The sequence below is a fragment of the Acinetobacter sp. YH12023 genome, assembly GCF_013420135.1.
Lineage (GTDB): Bacteria > Pseudomonadota > Gammaproteobacteria > Pseudomonadales > Moraxellaceae > Acinetobacter > Acinetobacter amyesii.
Genome location: NZ_VOYU01000009.1, coordinates 116,309 through 136,408, shown reverse-complemented (window position 1 = coordinate 136,408; position 20,100 = coordinate 116,309). Strand labels below are relative to the sequence as shown.

Sequence of the window (20,100 nt, the reverse complement as noted above, 5' to 3'; positions counted from 1 at the left end):
AAATTTCTAATTTAAGCTTTAATTTCAGCATCTAAGCCAAAAGATTGACGCAGCAAGCTACTCAGCTGCTCACGTGCTTTAATAAAACCATCAATACCGCCCTGTAATAGTTGGAAAGACATTAAGTCTTTTTCAACTTCAGCTTTGAAAGTTTGCTTGTCGAGCACTTGTACGTCGTGTTGACAGTGTGCATGCGCATGATGATTAGACAATTGCACTTCCACGGTACGCTGATCTTTTTCCAGTTCTGCCAATAAATTTGGTGAAACTGTCAATAAATCACAACCTGCTAAGCCAAGCACTTGATCAATACTACGGAAGCTAGCCCCCATAATTTCAGTTTTGATGTCATGTTGTTTATAGTAGTGGTAAATCTGCTTAACTGATAACACGCCTGGATCTTTCTCAATCGGGTAGCTATCCACATTTTCAGCTTTTTTGTACCAATCTAAAATACGACCAACAAATGGCGAAATCAGCGTGACTTGAGCATCTGCGCAGGCTTGAGCTTGATGCAAACCAAACAACAGAGTCAGATTACAGTGAATGCCTTCGGCTTCAAGGGCTTTAGCGGCTTGAATGCCTTCCCACGTTGAGGCAATTTTAATTAAGATACGATTTTGATCGATACCATACTGTGCATATAAAGCCAGTAACTCTTTAGCTTTTGCAATGGTGGCATCAGTATCATAAGACAAGGCTGCATCGACTTCTGTAGATACACGTCCTTCGATCAATTTTAAAATTTCTACACCAAATTTGACCGTAAGAATATCGATGGTGCGCTCAACCAGCTCATCATTTTGATAACCTTCTTTACGCGCTTGTTCAAAAGCACTTTCAATCAGTTCTTTATTTTCAGGTTGATTTGCCGCTGCTGTAATTAAAGATGGATTTGTGGTCGCATCCAATGGACGGAATGTATTAATCGCAGCTAAATCACTGCTGTCAGCAACAATCGTTGTTAGGCTTTTTAATTGGTTTAACGCATTTTGAGTCATTTGAAATCTAGTTCTTAATGTTCTTGGTGTACATACTTTTATAACACAATCTGTTTAGAACCCAACCAAAAAACGCCCAATTAGGCAGTCTAAATCGTAGTTTTTCGTGAATTTCGGATGTGATTAATCAAAAAATGAGCAGCCGAGCCGAGTGGTTTTTCACGGTTCCAGACCAAGTCGACGAAATATTCAAATTTGGGTGTGAAATCTTGAAAGCTTAAAATTTTGAGTTGATCTTTGAGCGTCGGATTTTCATTAAACATCTCGAGGGGAAGCACACCCCAACCCAGACCTTGAATAATCATCGAACAGGCAGAGTGGTGATTATCTGTACGCCAACTGTGTTTGGAAAATAACAACTCTGGTTTGATGCTTTTATCACGACTTGCGACCACGATTTGTCGATTTTGCAAAATTTGCTCAAAACTGACTTGCTTAAATTTCGACAGGGTATGTTTTTTCGCCGCAACTGGAACCAGTGCTTCACGCTTTAATTCAACAAATTGTTCATAACTCTCAAGCTGTTCACGTTCAAACATTAGAGCAAGCTGTGCTTGACCTTGTAATAGCATCTTTTGGGCATCTTCTTGAGGCGCAGAAAAAATATTGATTTGCAAAGATGGAAAATGAGTTTCTAGCAAAGAGATATAGTCGGTCCACTGTGTATGTAGCAGTTCTGATACCACCACGATATTCAGTGAAGACTCTAAACCATGACTCAGTGCAATTGCATGCTGTTTCCATTGATTGATTTCTATCAATAATTGTTCAGTTTTTTCATACAGGTTTAGCGCTTGAGCTGTGGGCACAGGTTCACGACCAACCCGCTCAAACAGTTTAAGGTTGAGATCAATTTCGAAGTTGGCAATGGACATGCTGACAGCCGAAGGTACTTTGCCGAGTTGTCTGGCAGCTGCGGAAAATGATCCTGTTTCCATGACTGTTTTAAAAATCATCAGTTGTTCTTGATTAATATTCATGTGCATACAGAAAAAAAAGGAATACAACCTTTCAATAATATTGAAAGAACCTAACTCGATTAATCAATAATATAAAAATAAAATAAGTTTTTTACAAATAATAGAGTGTTTCAAAATGACGATTTCCAAGAGAAGGATTATTCATGCGCTAAGCTATGAGATCATCCTATTGGTGATCATTGCTATTGCTTTAAGTTTTATTTTTAAAGTTCCGATGGAGGTGACAGGTACGCTCGGTATTGCAATGGCGGTCACTTCTGTGATTTGGAACATGATTTTTAATCATTATTTTGAAAAATTTGAAGCAAAAAGAAAGTTAAAAAGAACCTTTGGTGTACGTGTTTTACATGCAATTGGATTTGAGGGCGGTTTAATGCTTGCAACCATCCCAATGGTGGCTTATGCCATGCATATGACCTTATGGCAGGCGATTTTGCTCGATTTTAGTATGACCATGTGTATTTTAGTCTACACATTTATTTTCCAATGGTGCTATGACCAGATCGAAGCGTACCTAGGTTACCAACCACAATATCGTTAAATTTCAATAAGAAAATCACATTGGCCTGTATTGATAAGTACAGGCCTTTTTTGCATTAAAATAGTGCAAAAATTTACAAATAACAATATATAGGCTTTGTTGCACAAACCTATCTGTAAAGGCTTTTTCAGCGATATAATTTTCAAATGAAGAAGCCTACACACAAAATCTATCGCACAACCAATTGGCCCGCATATAACCGAGCACTCATGAGTCGCGGAAATATTGCCATTTGGTTTGATCCTGCTACGCAATGGTATGCTCCATCAAAAGGCAAACAAGGGCGAAATCAAACCTACTCCGACGCAGCTATCCAATGCTGCTTAATGATTAAATCCTTATTCCGTCTATCTTTACGTATGGTCACTGGCTTTGTGCAAAGTCTGATTAAACTTTGTGGATTAAATTGGACCGCATCAGATTACAGTACGCTTTGCAGAAGACAAAAACATATTGATATTGCGATTAATTATCAAAAAAGCAGTGGTGGGCTTAACTTGCTGATAGACTCTACCGGTCTAAAGTTTTTAGGTGAAGGTGAATGGAAAAGGAAGAAACATGGACCTGAATATCGTCGCCAATGGCGTAAACTTCATATTGGTATAGATGCTGAAACCCTTCAAATACGCGCCATTCAACTCACTACAAATAATGTGAGTGATTCACAAGTACTTGGTGATTTACTCGATCAGATCCCACAAGATGAGCAGATTGACTCTGTTTATACCGATGGAGCTTATGACACCAAGCAATTCCGTCAGGTCATTGCAGATCGGCAAGCGCATGCGGTGATTCCACCTAGAAAAAATGCGAAACCATGGAAAGATACAAAGATCAGCTCGCTAGCGCGAAATGAATTACTTCGTACTGTTAATCTTGCGAAGCAGTGCTTCTCAGGCAGGACATTATGGAAAAAATGGTCCGGCTATCATTGCCGAAGTTTGGTCGAAACTAAGATGCATTGCATCAAATTATTGGGGGATAAACTCAGTGCAAGAAAATTTGATAGCCAAGTCAACGAAATTCATGCACGTGTAGCAGTCCTCAACAGATTTACGGAATTAGGTCGACCACTTACCCAAGTTACGCCTTAAATTTGGCTCAATTAGGGGGCTTTGTATTTCAAATCTTTGTGCAACAAAGCCATGTATAGGTATAAAAAAAACCGCTCATATGAGCGGTTTTTTATAGTGCAGATTAATTATTTTTCAATAATTGCTGTCACACCTTGACCACCTGCAGCACAGATCGAAACAAGAACGCGACCTGAACCTTTTTGGTTCAGCAATTTTGCAGCAGTCGCAATAATACGACCACCTGTTGCAGCAAATGGGTGACCTGCAGCAAGAGATGAACCTTTCACGTTCAATTTAGAACGATCAATTGAACCCAATGGGGCATCTAAGCCTAAACGTTCTTTACAGAATTTAGGATCTTCCCACGCTTTTAGTGTAGATAATACTTGAGATGCAAACGCTTCATGAATTTCATAGTAATCGAAATCTTGTAGCGTAATACCTGCACGTTCAAGCATACGAGGCACTGCATACGCAGGCGCCATCAATAAGCCTTCTTTTTTCTCGACAAAGTCAACTGCCGCAGTTTCTTGGAAAGTTAAATAAGCAAGAACTTCGTGACCGTTTGCTTTTGCCCATTCTTCAGAGGCAAGAAGGACACATGACGCACCATCAGTCAGTGGAGTCGAGTTACCCGCAGTCATCGTACGCGCATCGCCTTTACCAAATGCTGGTTTTAACTTCGCAAGTTTTTCTACAGAAGAGTCTGCACGTAAGTTGTTGTCACGTTCTAAACCAAGGAATGGCGTAATCAGGTCATCGAAGAAACCTTCTTCATATGCTGCTGCCATTTTTTGATGTGAAGATGCAGCAAGTTCATCTTGAGCTTCACGAGAGATACCCCATTCAAGTGTCGTAATGGCTTGATGGTCACCCATAGAAAGACCTGTACGTGGTTCACCGTTTTTCGGCGCATCCATCAAATCTTTAACATTAATTTTAGTTAATGCTTTTAGGCGGTCTTTACCCGTTTTTGCGATGTTCAGTTCAAGTAGTGCTTTACGTAAACCATCACCAAAAGCGATTGGCGCATCAGATGTTGTATCTACACCGCCTGCAACACCCACTTCAATTTGACCCAAGGCAATTTTGTTTGCAACAAGGAATGCCGCTTGTAAGCCAGTGCCACATGCTTGTTGAATATCGTAAGCAGGTGTTTCAGGAGCAAGTTCTGTATTCAGTACACACTCACGAGTCATGTTAAAGTCACGACTGTGCTTTAAAACAGCACCAGCAACAACTTCACCTAAGCGTTGACCTTGAAGATTAAAACGTTCAACAAGACCATTTAATGCTGCGGTGAACATGTCGCTGTTTGAAGCAGTGAAGTAAGCGCCGTTAGAACGAGCGAAAGGAATACGATTACCACCGATAATAGCAACGCGGCGAACTGTGTTTTGACTCATGGTATTATCCTGTTGAACAGATGTTTGAGTTGTTGATTTTGAAGCTGTTTTAGTATTTGAAGCTGGTGTTTTAGTACGAGTAGATGCACTACGAGGACGAGTCGTTTTAGCCGCACCACTGTTTGACTTGGTTGCTGCGCCAGTACTTTTAGCGGTACGTGGTGTACTCTTTGATGTATTTGACACAGTTTCCGTGGTCGGAGTTTCGACTGCTGGATTTTCTTGAGTTGTTTTGCTCATAAGGCTTTTCCAAGCATGTGGATGATCTTCTTGTTGGGTACATTAGCATATTCACCAAAGGGGTAAATTGACTAAAATGACATTAGCAAAAGCATTCAGGTCAAGCCATCCGTTGTTTAACTCAAGTATGATTCCATGGAAACTGATGGAACTATTGAAATATAAGTATCTGACATCATCTTGAAGTTAAAGGGATATCTTAAGATCCATCAAAAATTAATCCGTATGAGAGATAATAAACATGACTGATCAATACCAAACATTTGCAAAATCTCCTATTGGTAAATTTGTCATCAAAAATTTAGGTTTACCATCACCGACTTTCTTAGAGCGTTTTGAGTCTGCAACACCTGTAGTAAAAGGCGCTGTTTTATTAGGTGCGGCACCAGCTTCAACATTGTCAGGTGCAATTGCTCAAGTATTGGCAAATATTCATGCCAACAGTTATGCAGGTAATAATGCGGAACTACAGCAAGCTGCTGCCAAGTCAGGTTTAAACCTAAGCGCATTTAATGAAGGTGATAAAGAGTCTAAGTTTAAAGTTGTAGTTTTTGATGCATCTGGTATTCAAAATTCAGAGCAACTTCATACGCTTTATGCATTCTTTAATCCAATTGCTCGTCAAATTCAGGCATCTGGTCGTGTTGTGGTCGTGGGTACAACCCCTGAAACAGCGAAGACCGTGAAACAAGCTATTGCACAACGTGCGCTTGAAGGTTTTGTGAAGTCTATCGGTAAAGAATTCAAAAAAGGCATTGCTGTTCAACTTGTCTATGTAGATGAAGGGGCAGAAGCAAACTTAGAGTCTGCGCTGCGTTTTGTTATTTCACCACGTTCAGCTTATGTATCTGGTCAAGTAATTCGTGTTTCGAAAGCAGACGTTGTTGATGTTGATTGGAACAAACCGCTAGCAGGCAAAACTGCGGTTGTGACGGGTGCAAGCCGTGGTATTGGTGAGGCAATTGCGCATGTATTGTCACGTGATGGCGCGCATGTGATTTGTTTAGACGTTCCACAGCAGCAAGCAGACCTTGACCGTGTTGCAGGTGAAATTGGCGGTTCTACGCTAGCGATTGATATTACTGCAAGCGATGCCGGTGAAAAAATTAAAGCGGCTGCAGCTGCTCAAGGTGGTTTGGATATCATCGTGCACAACGCAGGGATTACCCGTGACAAAACTTTGGCCAATATGAAGCCTGAGCTTTGGGATTTGGTGATTAACATTAACTTGTCTGCGATTGAGCGTGTAAATGATTACCTTCTTGAAAATGATGGCTTCAATGCAAATGGTCGTATTGTTTGCGTATCTTCTATTTCAGGTATTGCAGGTAACTTAGGTCAAACCAACTATGCGGCATCGAAAGCAGGTGTGATTGGTGTAGTGAAATTCACAGCACCATTACTTAAAAATGGTGTAACCATTAATGCTGTTGCTCCAGGCTTTATTGAAACGCAAATGACTGCTGCGATTCCATTTGCAATCCGTGAAGCAGGTCGTCGTATGAACTCGATGAGTCAAGGTGGTTTACCTGTAGACGTTGCAGAAACGATTGCGATGTTTGCTTCAACTGCGTCGACTGGCTTGAACGGTAACGTGGTACGTGTGTGTGGTCAAAGCTTGTTAGGGGCTTAATACATTCCTCTTAAAATTCCCTCTCCTTTTAGGAGAGGGCTAGGGAGAGGTAAAAATTTGCTATAAATGAATGGGTCTAACCCTCATTCTAGCCTTCTCCTTGAGCTATATATGGCGCAAGAGAAGATGCTTTTAAAACATTGAAATAAAAACTTCCAAAGGTTTAGTATGAATACTCGCCATTTTAGTCAACTTCCAAAACCTTATTTAGCCTATCCAAAAGTGATTCAAGGCTTGATTTTTAAAAAGCCTAAAGCTGAAAAAGTGCTGCCGCAAGTTGAATATGTGGTGGATTCATTTAAGGTCGATCAAAAACATTTAAAAGCTTATAACGAAGTCTGTGGCTTTAAAAACAATGGTTATATCCCAGCGATTTATTTGGCTGTGCTTTCTCAAAGTTTGCAAATGCATATGATGACTACGGAAGCTTTTCCATTTGCGATCTTAGGTTTGGTACATATTCGTAACCAAGTGAAGCAATATCGCAAAGTTGGTGTGAATGAAACACTGTCATTGTCATGCAAATTTGGTGAATTACAGCCACATGATAAAGGCGTGCAATTTGACTTTATTACCACTGCAAAAGTGGGCGATGAAGTGGTTGTAGAATCATTAACCACGTATTTAGCACGTCAAAAAACAGAGAACAAAGCTGCGGCAAAATCTACCGAAACAAAGTCAGCTGAGTTGCAAGTTCAAGCTGAATGGAATGTTTCTGAAAATACCGGTCGCCGTTATGCGTTGACTTCTGGTGACTTTAACTTGATTCATATTCATGCTGTAACCGCTAAAGCGTTTGGTTTTAAACAAGCCATTGCACATGGTATGTGGAGTAAAGCCAAAGCCTTGTCGAGCTTAACTTTGCCAGATGCCTATGAAGCGGATGTCTGGTTTAAATTACCGATGTATTTGCCTTCTCAAGTTGAGTTCCTTACTGCACAAACGGGTAAAGATACAGAGTTTGCTATTCGAAATAGTAAGAACAAAAAGCCGCATGTCGCGGGAAGTGTAAAGGCACTTTAAGACTTAAGCCTAAATCGATATCGGTTTAGGCTTTTTTGTTTTAATCTCAAGCGATTCATATTCAAAGGAATGATGATGCAGGCGCTCAAAGAATATCTATTTGCACAGAAGAATAATTTTCAAGGTACGGTTGACGAGGCGTTTCAAGATTTGGCGGCGCAATTTAGCCGGATGCAGGATGCTCGAACCCACTTAGGCGGAGCTGCCTTAGTGGTGTATTTTAAAGGTCAAAAAGTCGTAGATATTTGGACTGGTAAAAAGTCAGCCGAAGAAGCGTGGCAGGCCAATACACCCTCAGTCTGTTATTCCACGGGTAAAGGCGTACTTGCAACGCTTGCACATATCTTAGTGAGCGAAGGCTTTCTAGATTACGATACTCCCGTTGCCGCATATTGGCCGGAGTTTGCTCAAAATGGTAAGTCGGATATCACATTAAGGCACATGCTGAGTCATCAAAGTGGTTTATACGATATCCGTAATATCATCGAAACAGCATCTGAAATGGCTGATTGGCCACATATGCTTAAAGTCATCGAACAAGCTAAGCCGCGTTTTGAGCCATCAACTGATGCAGCATATCAACCGTTAACCTTCGGTTGGCAAGTCGGTGGTGTACTTGAAAAGGCCACAGGTCGACCGCTTACAGAATTGATGCAACAGTATTTGGTTGAACCTTTAGAGTTGGATCATGCTTTTTTTGGTGTACCAGAGCATCAACTTGGTAAGGTTGCACGCTTGATTCCGAAAAAGAAAAAAGAAGAACGCACTGTAGATGCTTCTGTTCAAGAAAATACCCAAGCGCAGACAACGAAAAAAAAGACCGAGACACGAAAACCGTCAATCTTTGATCAGCTCCTGCAAATTTCAGGACAAAATTTGCAAGACTTTCAAGATGGTATGATTCCAAAAGGGATGCGCAAGTTTTCATTTTTTAGTGATGAGGGTTTGCAAGCCATTATTCCTGCGGCAACAGGCGTATTTAGTGCCAATAGTTTAGCGAAAATCTATGCAATGCTAGCCAATCATGGCCAGTGGCAAGGACAGACCTTAATCACAACACAAGTTTTTGATTCTTTAAGTGAAATTCAATATAAAAAACGTGATCGTATTATGCCTTTACCGATGAATTGGCGTTTGGGATATCATCGAATTTTGACTTTAGGCAAATCGAGTCAAGGTTTTGGACATATTGGTTTTAATGGTTCTGGGGCCTGGTGTGATCCGCAGCGTGATTTAAGTTTTGCGTATACACATAACTTTGCGACAGGTTCAATCACGGGTGACTATCGTTTATGGGGCCTAACTCAAGAAACTTTACGCTGTGCAGATAAAGTATTAAAAGGGCGTAAAGGCTGGATTTAAGATACTTCGGAATAGAACAGAAATTGGGGAAATGTGAAAAATATGCTATTTTCCCTCGCAGTTTTAGACTGCTGTGATATCCCTATGAAAAAAGTTGTTTTGATTCCCTTAGTAGCAACGTCGGCAATGTTGGGTTGTCAGGATTCAACTCAAACGAAATCAAAGGAGATAGAAGCAATTACTGCTGAAAAACAGCATGCAGCATGGGTCGGTAATTTTAAAGGCATAACACCTTGTATGGGCTGTCTTTCTCGTTGTGAAGATTGTCCCGGTATGGCTGTGGCACTTGAGCTACATGAAGATCAAACTTATACACTCACTCGTGAAAGTTTAAGCGGTCATAACGGCGTTGAAGTGCTAAAAGGTGTAATTCGTTTTAAAGATGAATCAAAGCAGCAGCTAGAACTTATGAATGTGCAAACGCGCAATCTTTTGTATGTAGATTTGGATCAGCAACTGCTAGAAATTCGTGAAGACCAGACGGCGAAACGCTATCAAATGCAGAGTGATTTCCTTTTAAATAAAGCAGTTTAAGCATTCGTAATTTATATTAAATTTGCCTGATCATTGTGATAGCTCAAGATCGGATTTTTATTGTCCAAACTCTGCCATTTATTTCACTATTAGACAAAAAAACAGTATGCTTACACCTGTAAAAAGGAGCATACATGTATCAAGTACTTGCACGAAAATACCGTCCACGAAATTTCATTGAACTCGTGGGACAAAGCCATGTGTCACGCGCACTTACCAGTGCCCTAGAACGTGGTCGGTTACATCATGCGTATTTATTTACAGGTACTCGAGGTGTGGGTAAAACCACTATTGCCCGTATTTTGGCAAAATGTCTGAACTGTGAAACAGGTGTAACATCAACGCCGTGTGAAGTCTGCCCAACGTGTAAAGCAGTAAATGAAGGTCGTTTTATTGATTTAATTGAAATTGATGCGGCATCACGGACTAAAGTTGAAGATACCCGAGAGCTTCTCGACAACGTTCCTTATGCACCAACCCAAGGTCGCTTCAAGGTTTATCTAATCGACGAAGTGCATATGCTCTCTACGCATTCATTTAATGCGTTATTAAAGACTTTGGAAGAACCACCAGAGCATGTGAAGTTCTTATTTGCAACTACAGATCCACAAAAATTACCGATTACTGTCATTTCACGTTGCTTGCAATTTACTTTGCGTCCTTTAGCGGTGGATGAAATCACATCGCATTTGACTGATATCTTACAAAAAGAACAAATTCAAGCGGAGCAAGATGCGATTTGGCAAATTGCTGAATCGGCTCAAGGTTCACTGCGTGATGCATTGTCACTAACTGATCAAGCAATTGCCTATGGTCAGGGTTCAATTCAGCACCAAGATGTTAAAGACATGTTGGGCCTAATTGACCGTACGATCATTTATGATTTGATTTTAGCCATTCATCAAAATCAGCGTGAACGCGTGAGTGCTTTACTCATGCAATTCCGTCAACAAGCGCTGGATGTTTCGCTGGTATTAGATCAGTTGATTTCAACGTTACATGAACTGGCATTATTACAATACTTGCCAGACTTAGCGTTGAAATATAGCGCTGAGATCAATCAAAAAATTATGCAATTGTCGCAGTTGATTTCAGCTCAAGATTTGCAGTTGTATTATCAAGTCGCATGCAAAGGTCGGGCAGACTTGCAGTTGGCAGTCACGCAAGAGCAAGGTTTTGAGATGTGTGTGCTGCGTCTATTAGCATTCCGACCATTACAGCCAAACGAAATGTTGGTCTCTGCCGTACAGCAAGAGTCAGCCGCACAGCCACAGCTTGCTCAAAATCAGGCCGAAACAGTTCAGCCGACTCAAACACAGTCTTTGCAGCAACCCAATACCGTTGTTGAGTCTGCTGCACAGGTTGCCACTGTTGAGCAGCCTGAAGCTGTACCCGCTGTAGACACATCGCCAGCTTTCGATGATTTTGATGATTCACATTATGATGACGATGATGGCTATGTTTCTGCACCTGCAGTCGATGAACCTTCATCTGATGATTTTTTAGATGATCCTGAAGAAGACGCAATAAGCCAAACTTCTACAGCATCTACAGCAAATGGCACTCTAGATACGCAAGAGGTTGCACCGGTTGAGTCTGTATCGACACAGCAAAATGACACGCTTGTTATGGATGCCGTGGCAGAAGATACATTATTTGATTTAGATCCGACGCCGAGTACTGAAACTGAAGAAGTTGATGTGAGCGCTATAAATTTTGAAGATATTGCACCTTTAGAACCAACAGCTTTAGAGTCAAAAAGTGTAGAGCCTGAAACAGCTCAGCCACATTTGATAAATGCCATTGAACCACAACATGTGGTGAATGAATCAGTTTCGGGTGCTCAAGGCGACAATGGTTTTGATCTAGCATCAGCACAAGTTACGCAAAGTTCCGTTTCTTCGGATGCTGTTCAAACGGGTTCATCTTCTACCTTGATGCCACAAGATATTTTGACTTTACAGCCTCAAACCCTTGAAGGTGAGTGGACGGTCGAAAAGTGGGAGTATTGGTTCCGAAATAGTCAACTTTCACCTGCGGTACAAGAGTTGGCTCAGCATGGCATCATGCGCGGTACGATTGACGGTGTATCGACTTTCCATATTCCAAAGCGATACGAAGCTTTAGTGACTCAATTGCAGCATGTATTGGAACAAGCCATTCATGCGCAATGGTCAAAATGTCGTTTCCATATCAACTTTGAAGATGTCGAAGAAACCACACCGTATGCTTTACAACATGTCCGCAAGGAAAAGGCCTTTGCACGTGCAAATGAGTTATTACATGCAGAGCCTGTTGTGAAAGACTTACTCAAAAGCTTTGATGGTGAGTTGCAAAATATCCAGCTCAAATAAGTTTTAAGCTAGATATAAAAATTAAAGTAAAAATTGAGTTAAAGCATCTCGCATATCATCGGGTATCGAGGTGCTTTTTCGTGTTTGGCGGTCAACAAACACATGAACGAAATGTCCTTGGGCTGCAGCCTCATTTTGTCCTTGTTTAAAAATAGCCAAGTCATAGCGCAGTGAAGAATTACCAATTTTTTCAATCGCAACCCCAACTTCAATGATTTCTGGATAGGACAGCTCTTGTAAAAAGCTGCAGGCTGAATCGACCACTAAACCAATGATCGGGGTATTTCGCAAATCAAAACCGGCATGTTGAATCAAGAGTGCATTTGCAGCAGTATCAAAATAGCTGTAATAGGTGACATTATTGACATGACCATACATATCGTTGTCTGCCCAACGTGTTTGGATTGGAAATAAAAATCGATAGTTTTGGCGGCGTTTAGTTTCAGGTTTCATCGTTGGTATTTTCTTTATTTCAAAATGAGTGAACTTTAGGCATAGATCGATTGGTAAATCTGGCGAGCGTCTTCAAACTGCAGTTCTCGCGGATTATTTTGTAATAGTCGCGTTTGTAATAGCGCATCTTCTGCTAAACGATCAAGCATATTTTCAGGCACATTGAGTTGACTGAGTTTAAGCACTAAACCGCTCTGATCTAAATGATTTTGCATATGATCAATAAATAAATCACATAAACCATCGGTACAGCCCGTACTGTATGGATCTAGCCAACTCATGAGTTCTGCATAATGCTGCTTGGCCTGAGGTGCATTAAACTTTAACACTTCAGCGAGAACCAGTGCATTGGTATGACCATGCGAGAGATGAAAGTGTCCACCGAGTGGATAGGCGAGTGCATGCACCGCTGCAACTGGCGCATTAGCAAAGGCCTGACCTGCAAGCATTGAACCGACCAGCATGTGCTGACGCGCTTCGAGGTTATGTCCGTCGTGTAAAACCAGCGCTAAATTTTTATTTAATAAACGCAAAGCTTGTTTAGCAAGCATATCCGCATACGGATTTTTTTTAATTTTTGATGTATAGGCTTCAATGGCATGCACCATGGCATCGATACCGGTTGCTGCGGTAATGTGTGCGGGAAGATTTAATGTAAAGTTCGCATCGAGGATACAGACATCGGCATACAGTACAGGGGAGACGATACCTGTTTTGGTGGTTTCACCTGTAGTGACGATAGAGATTGGTGTGACTTCAGAGCCGGTCCCTGCCGTTGTCGGAATCAAAATGAGTGGCAAGCGTGGTCGTTTTGCATTAGCTACACCATATAAATCACTGATCCGCTGTGTTTGCTTAGGATGAGCCAAAATCGCAATAATTTTAGCTACATCCATTGAACTGCCACCGCCAAAACCAATAATCAAATCTACTTTTTCATTTTTGGCAAATTGAACTGCATCTAAAACTATATGTTCTGCAGGGTCAGCTTGAATACTGGAATAAATTACATAGTCTTTATGGATACTTTCTAAAATATCCAAAATGGGTAAATGTAATTGTTGTTGCAACATACCGGGGTCGGTCACAAGCATGACACGTTTGGCTTGAAAGTCGCCTAGGACCTCTCTCAGTTGGGAAATAGAGCCTAAGCCTGAAATAATATTGCTGACGGTTTGAAACTGAAATTGACTCATTGGCTTATCCCTAATTTTTTATATCCAAATAAACATTATTCTTGAGTGTTGATATAGGATTCATCCTGTAAATAACTTAACATAAGACGCTTGAAATAAAAGTAGTCTTGAGGTTGTTATGTCATCCAGCACGCCATATAAGGTGTTGTGTGTTTGTTTAGGAAATATTTGCCGTTCACCTACGGCTGAAGTGGTTCTCAGACATTTTTGTGATGAAGCGCAACTTAATATTCACGTCGACTCTGCGGGTACGAGCAATTATCATCCGGGCAAAGCGCCTGATCTTCGTAGCCAACAGCATGCAAAATTACGAGGCTATAACTTATCTGCATTACGCGCACGTCAGTTAACGGTTCATGATTTTATTGAATTTGATTTGATTTTGGCCATGGACTACGAAAATTTAGACAATATTCAAAACCTCATGCAAAAGGCGCAGCAACAATTCGGTCAACTACGTGCACAAGTGTCTTTGATGAGTCAACATGATCACCAATATCCGCAACAAGAAGTACCAGATCCGTACTATGGTGGTGATGCAGGGTTTGAACATGTATTAGATCAATGCGAATCTAGCAGTCAGGCTTGGGTCAATTATTTAAAAACTCAGTTACAAGCACAGCAAAAAAATTAAGGTTTAAGAATGCAAATTCAAACACAGGTTCAGCTTAAGCCATTTAATACATTAAGCCTCGATGCTGTAGCATCTCATTATGTACGTGTTCAATCGGTAGAAGAAATTAAAGCAGCGCTCGACTTTGCCAAAGCTGAGCAATTAAATGTATTGGTGCTTTCAGGAGGCAGTAATATGCTGTTGCCTGAGCAAATACATGCTTTAGTGATGCACATGGATATTCAAGGTATTGAATATGTACAAGACGATGCTGATACACAGACTTTAAAAGTGGGTGCAGGGCAAGTGTGGCATGACTTTGTGCTATGGACGACGGCACACCAGTTTTATGGCTTACAAAATTTAGCATTGATACCCGGTTTAGTCGGTGCTTCACCTGTGCAAAATATTGGAGCTTATGGTGTTGAAGCGGGTGAATTTATTGAATCTGTGCAGGTCTATGACCGAGTAACAGAACAGCAAAGTAGTATTAGCGCTGCCGATTGTCATTTTTCATATCGCCATAGTATTTTTAAAGATGAGCCAGAGCGTTTTATTATTACGCATGTGACTTTTAAACTTTTAAAACATGCCGATTTAAAATTAAATTATGGTGATTTAAAGCAGGCGGTAGGCGAAGACTTAAGTGCAGAAAACCTACAACAACAAGTCATTCATATCCGTCAAACCAAACTTCCAGATCCGAAAGAATTTCCAAATGTCGGAAGTTTCTTTAAAAATCCTGTGATTAGCCAGCAAGCCTTTGACCAAATTGCGCTGCAATTTCCAAATTTACCTCATTATCCACAACCGAATAATGCGGTAAAACTGGCAGCTGGCTGGTTGATTGATCAAGCGGGTTGGAAAGGGAAATCTGTGGGTTCAGTGGGTATGTTCCATAAGCAAGCTTTGGTGTTGGTCAATTATCAGGACGCCACGCTGCAAGATGTACGTACAACATACAAAGCTGTACAACATGATGTTTTTGAAAAATTTAATATTGAACTACATCCTGAGCCTGTATTATTTGATACAAATGGCTTGATTCGATCTCACGCAGATCAATAAAAACACATAGGTTTTAGATTTATGCATAAAACACATTGGATGGTTCGCTTAGTACAAATTGCTGCAGTGCTATTTGTACTTTTGGGCTGTCTAGTGATTTTTATCTATACGCCGTTTTATTCTAAATTGATCGTTAAAAGTTTAAATTATTTCGTTCCTGTAGAAGTCAATCAGCTCGCAGCGCAAAGTCAAAAACTCGGCGCTTTGAGTGATGATGATAACTATGAGCCGGGTTCTGACTTATGGATAGCACGCCAAGCATATTTAAAACTCATGGAGCAAGCAATACAGTCCGATGAACCTCAAGATTTAACCCTTATACAAGCACGTTATAAGGCGTTACAGCAGCTCATTGAAGAAGAACATGAAAAAGAAAAGAATGATAGTCAAAAGGACATACCGAAAGTACCTCTGCTGAATCCTTCTGCGTCCGAGGCGGCTTCTTCTGAAGCATTGGCGGAAAATCCTGCTCAAAAAATGAAAGAGCTGCTTGAGCTCAATAGTGCGGAAAATAAAGGACTGATGACTCAATATACCGAGTTCTTAAAAACCCATGAAATTGAGCAAGCGGCTTCAGAAGCGGAACCGATCGATGATGAAACATATCTTGATCTTGCCAAAATGAAAGATAAAACCCTGAAGCAGCCAACCGCAGAGCCGTATGCGATCGTGGTGTTAGGTGGTGGTTTAACCTTAGATAAAAATGATAAAGATATCGTAGTGAATGACTACACACGACTTCGACTGGAAAAAACACTCGATGTTGAACGAGCCAATAAGTTACCGATTGTACTGAGTGGTGTTGAAGCACCGTATATGCAAGCATGGTTGAAGCAATATGATGTTGATGCGAAATTGCTTGAAGACCGCAGTATGAATACTTGCGAAAATTCGCGTTTTAGTTCGTTGCTTTTACAGAAAAAAGGTGGGGCACCGACGGTTATTTTAATCACTGACCAATATCATATGCCTCGAACACGTCGTTTATTTGCATTAAATGGTATCGAAACCATTCCTGTTGTTGCACCCATGCCAACAACATTAACTACATGGCGACCAAGTGAAAAAAATTATGACCATAGTCGTCGTGCTAATTATGAATTATTAGCCACCTTACGTGATGTTTGGTTTGGCTCAAGTGACTGTCGGGAGGTCCCATAATGTCAGATATCCCATTTCTTAATCCTTCGATCCTTAAACAATTAGATCTTCCTGTTCCAAGTCGAGAATTAACCCCACAAGTATTAGAACCTCTAAATTTAAATCGACCTTTTGAGCCTAGTGTTGAAATACAGTCTTATAGACGACTTTATGGTTTAGATGCCTTGAACTGTGAACATTGGCAAGGCTATGTAGAAATGCCTTTGTTCAAATTACATGTACAAGTATTTCAACCGAAACTGAAGACTGAAACGGATGTCATTAAAGGCACAGTATTTTTATTGCATGGTTATTTAGAGCATAGTGGAATATATCAGCCAATTATTCGTGAACTCTTAGATCAAGGTTTTAGTGTTTTAACCTATGATTTACCGGGGCATGGTCTAAGTAATGGCTCGCCAGCCAGTATTCAAAACTTTGACCATTACCAACAAGTTTTGGAAGCGGTATATCGTTATGTTAAACATGCGGCTCAATTACCGACGCCATGGTTAGGGATTGGACAGAGCACGGGTGGTGCGATTTGGCTGCATCATCTGTTAGATTTTGCTGAACATCGCAAAAACCCATATGTCGAACGGGTTTTATTATTATCTCCGCTGATTCGTCCTGCAAAAACGGCATGGTGGCATAACTCGGTTGGATTAGGCATTATTCGTCGTATTAAACGTGAAGTGCCACGTCATTTTAGACGGAATAATCATAACCCTGAGTTTTTACGTTTTGTCCGCTTAAAAGATCCACTACAACCTCGAATGATGGGGATGGATTGGATTTTGGCCATGTCAAAATGGATGCAGGAGATGGAAGAACGCCCAGCGTGCCGTATTCCAGTGTGGTTAGCGCAAGGCGCACAGGATCAGACGGTAGATTGGCGTTATAACATTGAGTTTATACGTCGTAAATTTCGTTTACAGACGCTTCTCATGCTTGAAGAAGGTTCGCATCAGCTGATTAATGAACGTGCCGATATTCGTGCTGCATTAACAGGTTTGATCCCGGCATTCTTGCATGCTCAATCCAACAGTAAGTCTTATTACTAACTGATGTTACGCACTAACATCAGGAGCGTAATTTGATTCAAATAAAAGTACGATACGCGGGAAGGTCATCCGCAAGTATTTGAGACTGGACTACTCCTAATCAAAAATGTTTTTGCAATACTTTGAATAATTTGACGCTAGTGAACGAGTTTTGTTGGTGAGATGCATTGCACCGCAAGATGGTTTCCTTGCGAAGCTTTGCTTCTCATTTTGCCGAAACAAAAGTACCTCCAGCCGAAGGCTAATCCCGTTATTTAAGCCCTAGATGTAAGACTCCGTCGAATAGGCTTAAAAATTATTTTAAAAATGCGTAATTACTTTTACGCGCGTAACATCAGTTACTAATTGACGATTGAGCACAGCCTACCTTAATCGGTGTGATGGATCTAGACGAAAAAAGAGGCGTAGTCGCCTCTTTTTTTATGGGGTAGGAATCAGAACTTTTCTAGATGTGCCATATTCCACATACGGAAATAGAAGTTTTCTTCATCTTTATTTTCACAGCTGAGTAACTCCCCATCTTTTAACCAAAAATGTAGCTGTGCATAGTTTTTAATTTCACGGTTGTTAATACGCTGTGCTAGATGGTGTGCACGGATATCCGACGGGTGTTGTAAACCCGCAGAGGCAATAAGTTCAGATAAACCATGCAAGGTATTTTTGTGGAAATTAAAAACACGCTCTGCTTTAGTTGGGACATGAATGGCTTTTTGACGGTCTTTGTCCTGCGTTGCAACGCCAACAGGACATTGGTTGGTGTGACAGCTTTGAGCCTGAATACACCCGACTGCAAACATAAAGCCACGAGCCGAATTGACCCAATCTGCGCCAATTGCCATGGTACTGGCAATATCAAAAGCACTAATAATTTTACCACTGGCACCGACTTTAATTTTTGAACGTAAGCCTGCACCAATTAGGGTGTTATTAACAAAGAGTAGGCCTTCACGCAGTGGCGTACCCATATTATCGATCAATTCAATCGGCGCAGCGCCAGTCCCACCTTCAGAACCATCCACTACGATAAAATCAGGTGTAATCCCTGTATGTAACATGGCTTTTACGATACTCATAAATTGCCATGGTTGCCCGATACACAGTTTAAAACCCACAGGTTTGCCTTCTGACAGTTCGCGCAATTGCTGAATAAATTGCATCATTTCAATAGGGGTGCTAAAGGCAGGATGGCTAGATGGAGAGATACAGTCATGTTCACGGCTGACACCACGGATTTGAGCAATCTCTTCGGAAATTTTGTCTTTAGGTAAAATGCCACCATGGCCTGGTTTTGCACCTTGAGATAATTTGATCTCAATCATTTTGACTTGAGGGTGCTTGGCTTGTTCAGCAAAACGTACAGGGTCGAATTGACCATCAATCGTACGGCAGCCAAAGTAACCACTACCGAGTTCCCAGACAATGTCGCCACCATTTTCCAAGTGATACGGACTAATACTGCCTTCACCGGTGTCATGGTAGAAATTGCCCATTTTTGCGCCTAAGTTTAAGGCACGAATGGCATTGGCACTTAAACTACCAAAGCTCATCGCAGAAATGTTTAATATCGATGCGCTATACGGTTGCTTGCATTGTTCATTGCCAATGTTAATACGGAATGTTTCAGGAATGGCAGGAATGCAAGGTGACAAGGAGTGATTAATAAAGCGATAATCATTTTGGTAAACATCAACAATTGAACCAAATGGTTTATCTGCATTTTGATTTTTTGCCCGTTGATAGACCAAGCTGCGTTGCATACGAGAAAAGGGCAATGCATCTTGATCAGATTCAATAAAATATTGGCGAATTTCAGGTCGAAATTCTTCAAATAGAAAACGAAAGTGCCCCATGATAGGGTAATTTTTTAAAATCGAATGTTTATTTTGTATGACGTCATACAAACCCAATAAACTCAAAAGCCCAGTTATGACCCAGATACTATTCAATAAGGTTTGTGGAATAAAATATTGAATATAGCGAGGGGAATAACCTAAATGAAAACTCGAAATGAGTAGGAAGATAAAAATACAAGCAAACCAAATGGAATGCCGAGAAAAAAAAGTATTCAGTAGCTTGTGGCGAATAGTTTGTGCTGGACTGGCCATATTTTGAAAAATCTTATTCTGCTCATTTGCTCATAATTTGCCGAGTTTATGCACAATGCTCAAGCTTTAATTTGTTGATTCAGTGTAGCATTTATAAAAAACAGCATTGAAGTTGGATGAATTTTCCATTTAAAGCCAAATCAGATAAGAAAAGCAGGAATGTTCTTTAAGAAAATTTGTGAAAAGTAGCGCGGTTCTTGTTATTTCACAATGTGCAAAATGGAGGTTAAAGTGATTTTACTTTCTAAACACGAGGTGCTGAATATGACTATGAAATCTATTCGTTATAATAATGCCGACCTAGCCTGTCT

The 20,100-nt window shown here is 40.7% G+C and carries 17 protein-coding genes; 11 read left to right on the top strand and 6 right to left on the bottom strand.

What is annotated here, in order from left to right:
• Positions 1-11: 11 nt before the first annotated feature.
• Both tal and FTT92_RS11340 read right to left on the bottom strand, forming a co-directional pair.
• Entirely contained in the window at positions 12-1,001 is a 990-nt protein-coding gene (tal, locus tag FTT92_RS11345) for a transaldolase (protein WP_168377762.1), read from the bottom strand.
• An 89-nt stretch (positions 1,002-1,090) separates the two neighbouring features.
• Positions 1,091-1,981, bottom strand: coding sequence for a LysR family transcriptional regulator (locus FTT92_RS11340; protein ID WP_180172156.1), 891 nt, complete (start codon positions 1,979-1,981; stop codon positions 1,091-1,093).
• Between the two features lie 115 nt (positions 1,982-2,096).
• On the opposite strand from FTT92_RS11340, the gene aceI reads away from it, so the two are divergent.
• Positions 2,097-2,522 (top strand): chlorhexidine efflux PACE transporter AceI, encoded by a 426-nt coding sequence (gene aceI, locus FTT92_RS11335; RefSeq protein WP_078191799.1) that lies wholly within the window; start codon positions 2,097-2,099, stop codon positions 2,520-2,522.
• A gap of 146 nt (positions 2,523-2,668) precedes the next feature.
• Positions 2,669-3,616, top strand: coding sequence for an IS5 family transposase (locus FTT92_RS11330; RefSeq protein WP_180172155.1), 948 nt, complete (start codon positions 2,669-2,671; stop codon positions 3,614-3,616).
• Positions 3,617-3,723: 107 nt separating this feature from the next.
• On the opposite strand, the gene FTT92_RS11325 is transcribed toward FTT92_RS11330, so the two are convergent.
• Positions 3,724-5,244 (bottom strand): acetyl-CoA C-acetyltransferase, encoded by a 1,521-nt coding sequence (locus FTT92_RS11325; protein ID WP_180172154.1) that lies wholly within the window; start codon positions 5,242-5,244, stop codon positions 3,724-3,726.
• A 241-nt stretch (positions 5,245-5,485) separates the two neighbouring features.
• Between FTT92_RS11325 and FTT92_RS11320 the strand changes: the two genes are divergently transcribed.
• The 5 genes from FTT92_RS11320 to dnaX all read left to right on the top strand — a co-directional run bounded on the left by FTT92_RS11320 (position 5,486) and on the right by dnaX (position 12,150).
• The gene (locus FTT92_RS11320) at positions 5,486-6,877 is read left to right on the top strand and encodes a 3-oxoacyl-ACP reductase (protein WP_180172153.1); all 1,392 of its coding nucleotides are present in this window, start codon (positions 5,486-5,488) and stop codon (positions 6,875-6,877) included.
• A gap of 168 nt (positions 6,878-7,045) precedes the next feature.
• Positions 7,046-7,900 carry a MaoC/PaaZ C-terminal domain-containing protein gene (locus FTT92_RS11315; protein WP_078188603.1) on the top strand — a complete coding sequence of 285 codons (855 nt, stop codon included), beginning with the start codon at positions 7,046-7,048 and terminating at the stop codon, positions 7,898-7,900.
• A 75-nt stretch (positions 7,901-7,975) separates the two neighbouring features.
• The gene (locus FTT92_RS11310; RefSeq protein ID WP_180172152.1) at positions 7,976-9,262 is read left to right on the top strand and encodes a serine hydrolase; all 1,287 of its coding nucleotides are present in this window, start codon (positions 7,976-7,978) and stop codon (positions 9,260-9,262) included.
• A gap of 84 nt (positions 9,263-9,346) precedes the next feature.
• Positions 9,347-9,796, top strand: a complete 450-nt coding sequence (locus tag FTT92_RS11305) for a copper resistance protein NlpE N-terminal domain-containing protein (protein ID WP_180130392.1) — start codon at positions 9,347-9,349, stop codon at positions 9,794-9,796.
• A gap of 134 nt (positions 9,797-9,930) precedes the next feature.
• On the top strand, positions 9,931-12,150 hold the full coding sequence (gene dnaX, locus FTT92_RS11300) for a DNA polymerase III subunit gamma/tau (RefSeq protein ID WP_180172151.1): 2,220 nt from the start codon (positions 9,931-9,933) through the stop codon (positions 12,148-12,150).
• A gap of 21 nt (positions 12,151-12,171) precedes the next feature.
• Here the strand turns inward: dnaX and FTT92_RS11295 are convergent, their stop codons facing one another.
• Together FTT92_RS11295 and FTT92_RS11290 are read right to left on the bottom strand one after the other, a co-directional pair.
• Positions 12,172-12,603, bottom strand: a complete 432-nt coding sequence (locus tag FTT92_RS11295; RefSeq protein WP_180093557.1) for a thioesterase family protein — start codon at positions 12,601-12,603, stop codon at positions 12,172-12,174.
• 35 nt (positions 12,604-12,638) lie between these two features.
• Positions 12,639-13,799, bottom strand: a complete 1,161-nt coding sequence (locus tag FTT92_RS11290; protein WP_180172150.1) for an iron-containing alcohol dehydrogenase — start codon at positions 13,797-13,799, stop codon at positions 12,639-12,641.
• Between the two features lie 118 nt (positions 13,800-13,917).
• On the opposite strand from FTT92_RS11290, the gene FTT92_RS11285 reads away from it, so the two are divergent.
• The 4 genes from FTT92_RS11285 to FTT92_RS11270 are packed head-to-tail and all read left to right on the top strand — an operon-like array spanning position 13,918 to position 17,684.
• A complete protein-coding gene (locus tag FTT92_RS11285; protein WP_111884272.1) occupies positions 13,918-14,433 on the top strand; it encodes a low molecular weight protein-tyrosine-phosphatase in 516 nt (171 codons plus the stop codon).
• Between the two features lie 9 nt (positions 14,434-14,442).
• Positions 14,443-15,480: a UDP-N-acetylmuramate dehydrogenase gene (gene murB / locus FTT92_RS11280; protein WP_180172149.1), complete on the top strand. Its 1,038-nt coding sequence runs from the start codon at positions 14,443-14,445 to the stop codon at positions 15,478-15,480.
• Between the two features lie 21 nt (positions 15,481-15,501).
• The gene (locus FTT92_RS11275) at positions 15,502-16,641 is read left to right on the top strand and encodes a YdcF family protein (protein ID WP_180172148.1); all 1,140 of its coding nucleotides are present in this window, start codon (positions 15,502-15,504) and stop codon (positions 16,639-16,641) included.
• On the top strand, positions 16,641-17,684 hold the full coding sequence (locus FTT92_RS11270) for an alpha/beta hydrolase (protein ID WP_111884274.1): 1,044 nt from the start codon (positions 16,641-16,643) through the stop codon (positions 17,682-17,684). The genes FTT92_RS11275 and FTT92_RS11270 overlap by 1 nt, the downstream gene beginning before the upstream one ends.
• A 434-nt stretch (positions 17,685-18,118) precedes the next feature.
• Here the strand turns inward: FTT92_RS11270 and FTT92_RS11265 are convergent, their stop codons facing one another.
• Positions 18,119-19,789: an FMN-binding glutamate synthase family protein gene (locus tag FTT92_RS11265; RefSeq protein WP_078188593.1), complete on the bottom strand. Its 1,671-nt coding sequence runs from the start codon at positions 19,787-19,789 to the stop codon at positions 18,119-18,121.
• Positions 19,790-20,100: the final 311 nt, after the last annotated feature.

What these genes read in the sequence shown, in the direction of transcription:
- tal (WP_168377762.1), bottom strand. Translation starts at nt 1,001, where the DNA reads ATGACTCAAAATGCGTTAAACCAATTAAAAAGCCTAACAACGATTGTT.
- FTT92_RS11340 (WP_180172156.1), bottom strand. Translation starts at nt 1,981, where the DNA reads ATGAATATTAATCAAGAACAACTGATGATTTTTAAAACAGTCATGGAA.
- aceI (WP_078191799.1), top strand. Translation starts at nt 2,097, where the DNA reads ATGACGATTTCCAAGAGAAGGATTATTCATGCGCTAAGCTATGAGATC.
- FTT92_RS11330 (WP_180172155.1), top strand. Translation starts at nt 2,669, where the DNA reads ATGAAGAAGCCTACACACAAAATCTATCGCACAACCAATTGGCCCGCA.
- FTT92_RS11325 (WP_180172154.1), bottom strand. Translation starts at nt 5,244, where the DNA reads ATGAGCAAAACAACTCAAGAAAATCCAGCAGTCGAAACTCCGACCACG.
- FTT92_RS11320 (WP_180172153.1), top strand. Translation starts at nt 5,486, where the DNA reads ATGACTGATCAATACCAAACATTTGCAAAATCTCCTATTGGTAAATTT.
- FTT92_RS11315 (WP_078188603.1), top strand. Translation starts at nt 7,046, where the DNA reads ATGAATACTCGCCATTTTAGTCAACTTCCAAAACCTTATTTAGCCTAT.
- FTT92_RS11310 (WP_180172152.1), top strand. Translation starts at nt 7,976, where the DNA reads ATGCAGGCGCTCAAAGAATATCTATTTGCACAGAAGAATAATTTTCAA.
- FTT92_RS11305 (WP_180130392.1), top strand. Translation starts at nt 9,347, where the DNA reads ATGAAAAAAGTTGTTTTGATTCCCTTAGTAGCAACGTCGGCAATGTTG.
- dnaX (WP_180172151.1), top strand. Translation starts at nt 9,931, where the DNA reads ATGTATCAAGTACTTGCACGAAAATACCGTCCACGAAATTTCATTGAA.
- FTT92_RS11295 (WP_180093557.1), bottom strand. Translation starts at nt 12,603, where the DNA reads ATGAAACCTGAAACTAAACGCCGCCAAAACTATCGATTTTTATTTCCA.
- FTT92_RS11290 (WP_180172150.1), bottom strand. Translation starts at nt 13,799, where the DNA reads ATGAGTCAATTTCAGTTTCAAACCGTCAGCAATATTATTTCAGGCTTA.
- FTT92_RS11285 (WP_111884272.1), top strand. Translation starts at nt 13,918, where the DNA reads ATGTCATCCAGCACGCCATATAAGGTGTTGTGTGTTTGTTTAGGAAAT.
- murB (WP_180172149.1), top strand. Translation starts at nt 14,443, where the DNA reads ATGCAAATTCAAACACAGGTTCAGCTTAAGCCATTTAATACATTAAGC.
- FTT92_RS11275 (WP_180172148.1), top strand. Translation starts at nt 15,502, where the DNA reads ATGCATAAAACACATTGGATGGTTCGCTTAGTACAAATTGCTGCAGTG.
- FTT92_RS11270 (WP_111884274.1), top strand. Translation starts at nt 16,641, where the DNA reads ATGTCAGATATCCCATTTCTTAATCCTTCGATCCTTAAACAATTAGAT.
- FTT92_RS11265 (WP_078188593.1), bottom strand. Translation starts at nt 19,789, where the DNA reads ATGGCCAGTCCAGCACAAACTATTCGCCACAAGCTACTGAATACTTTT.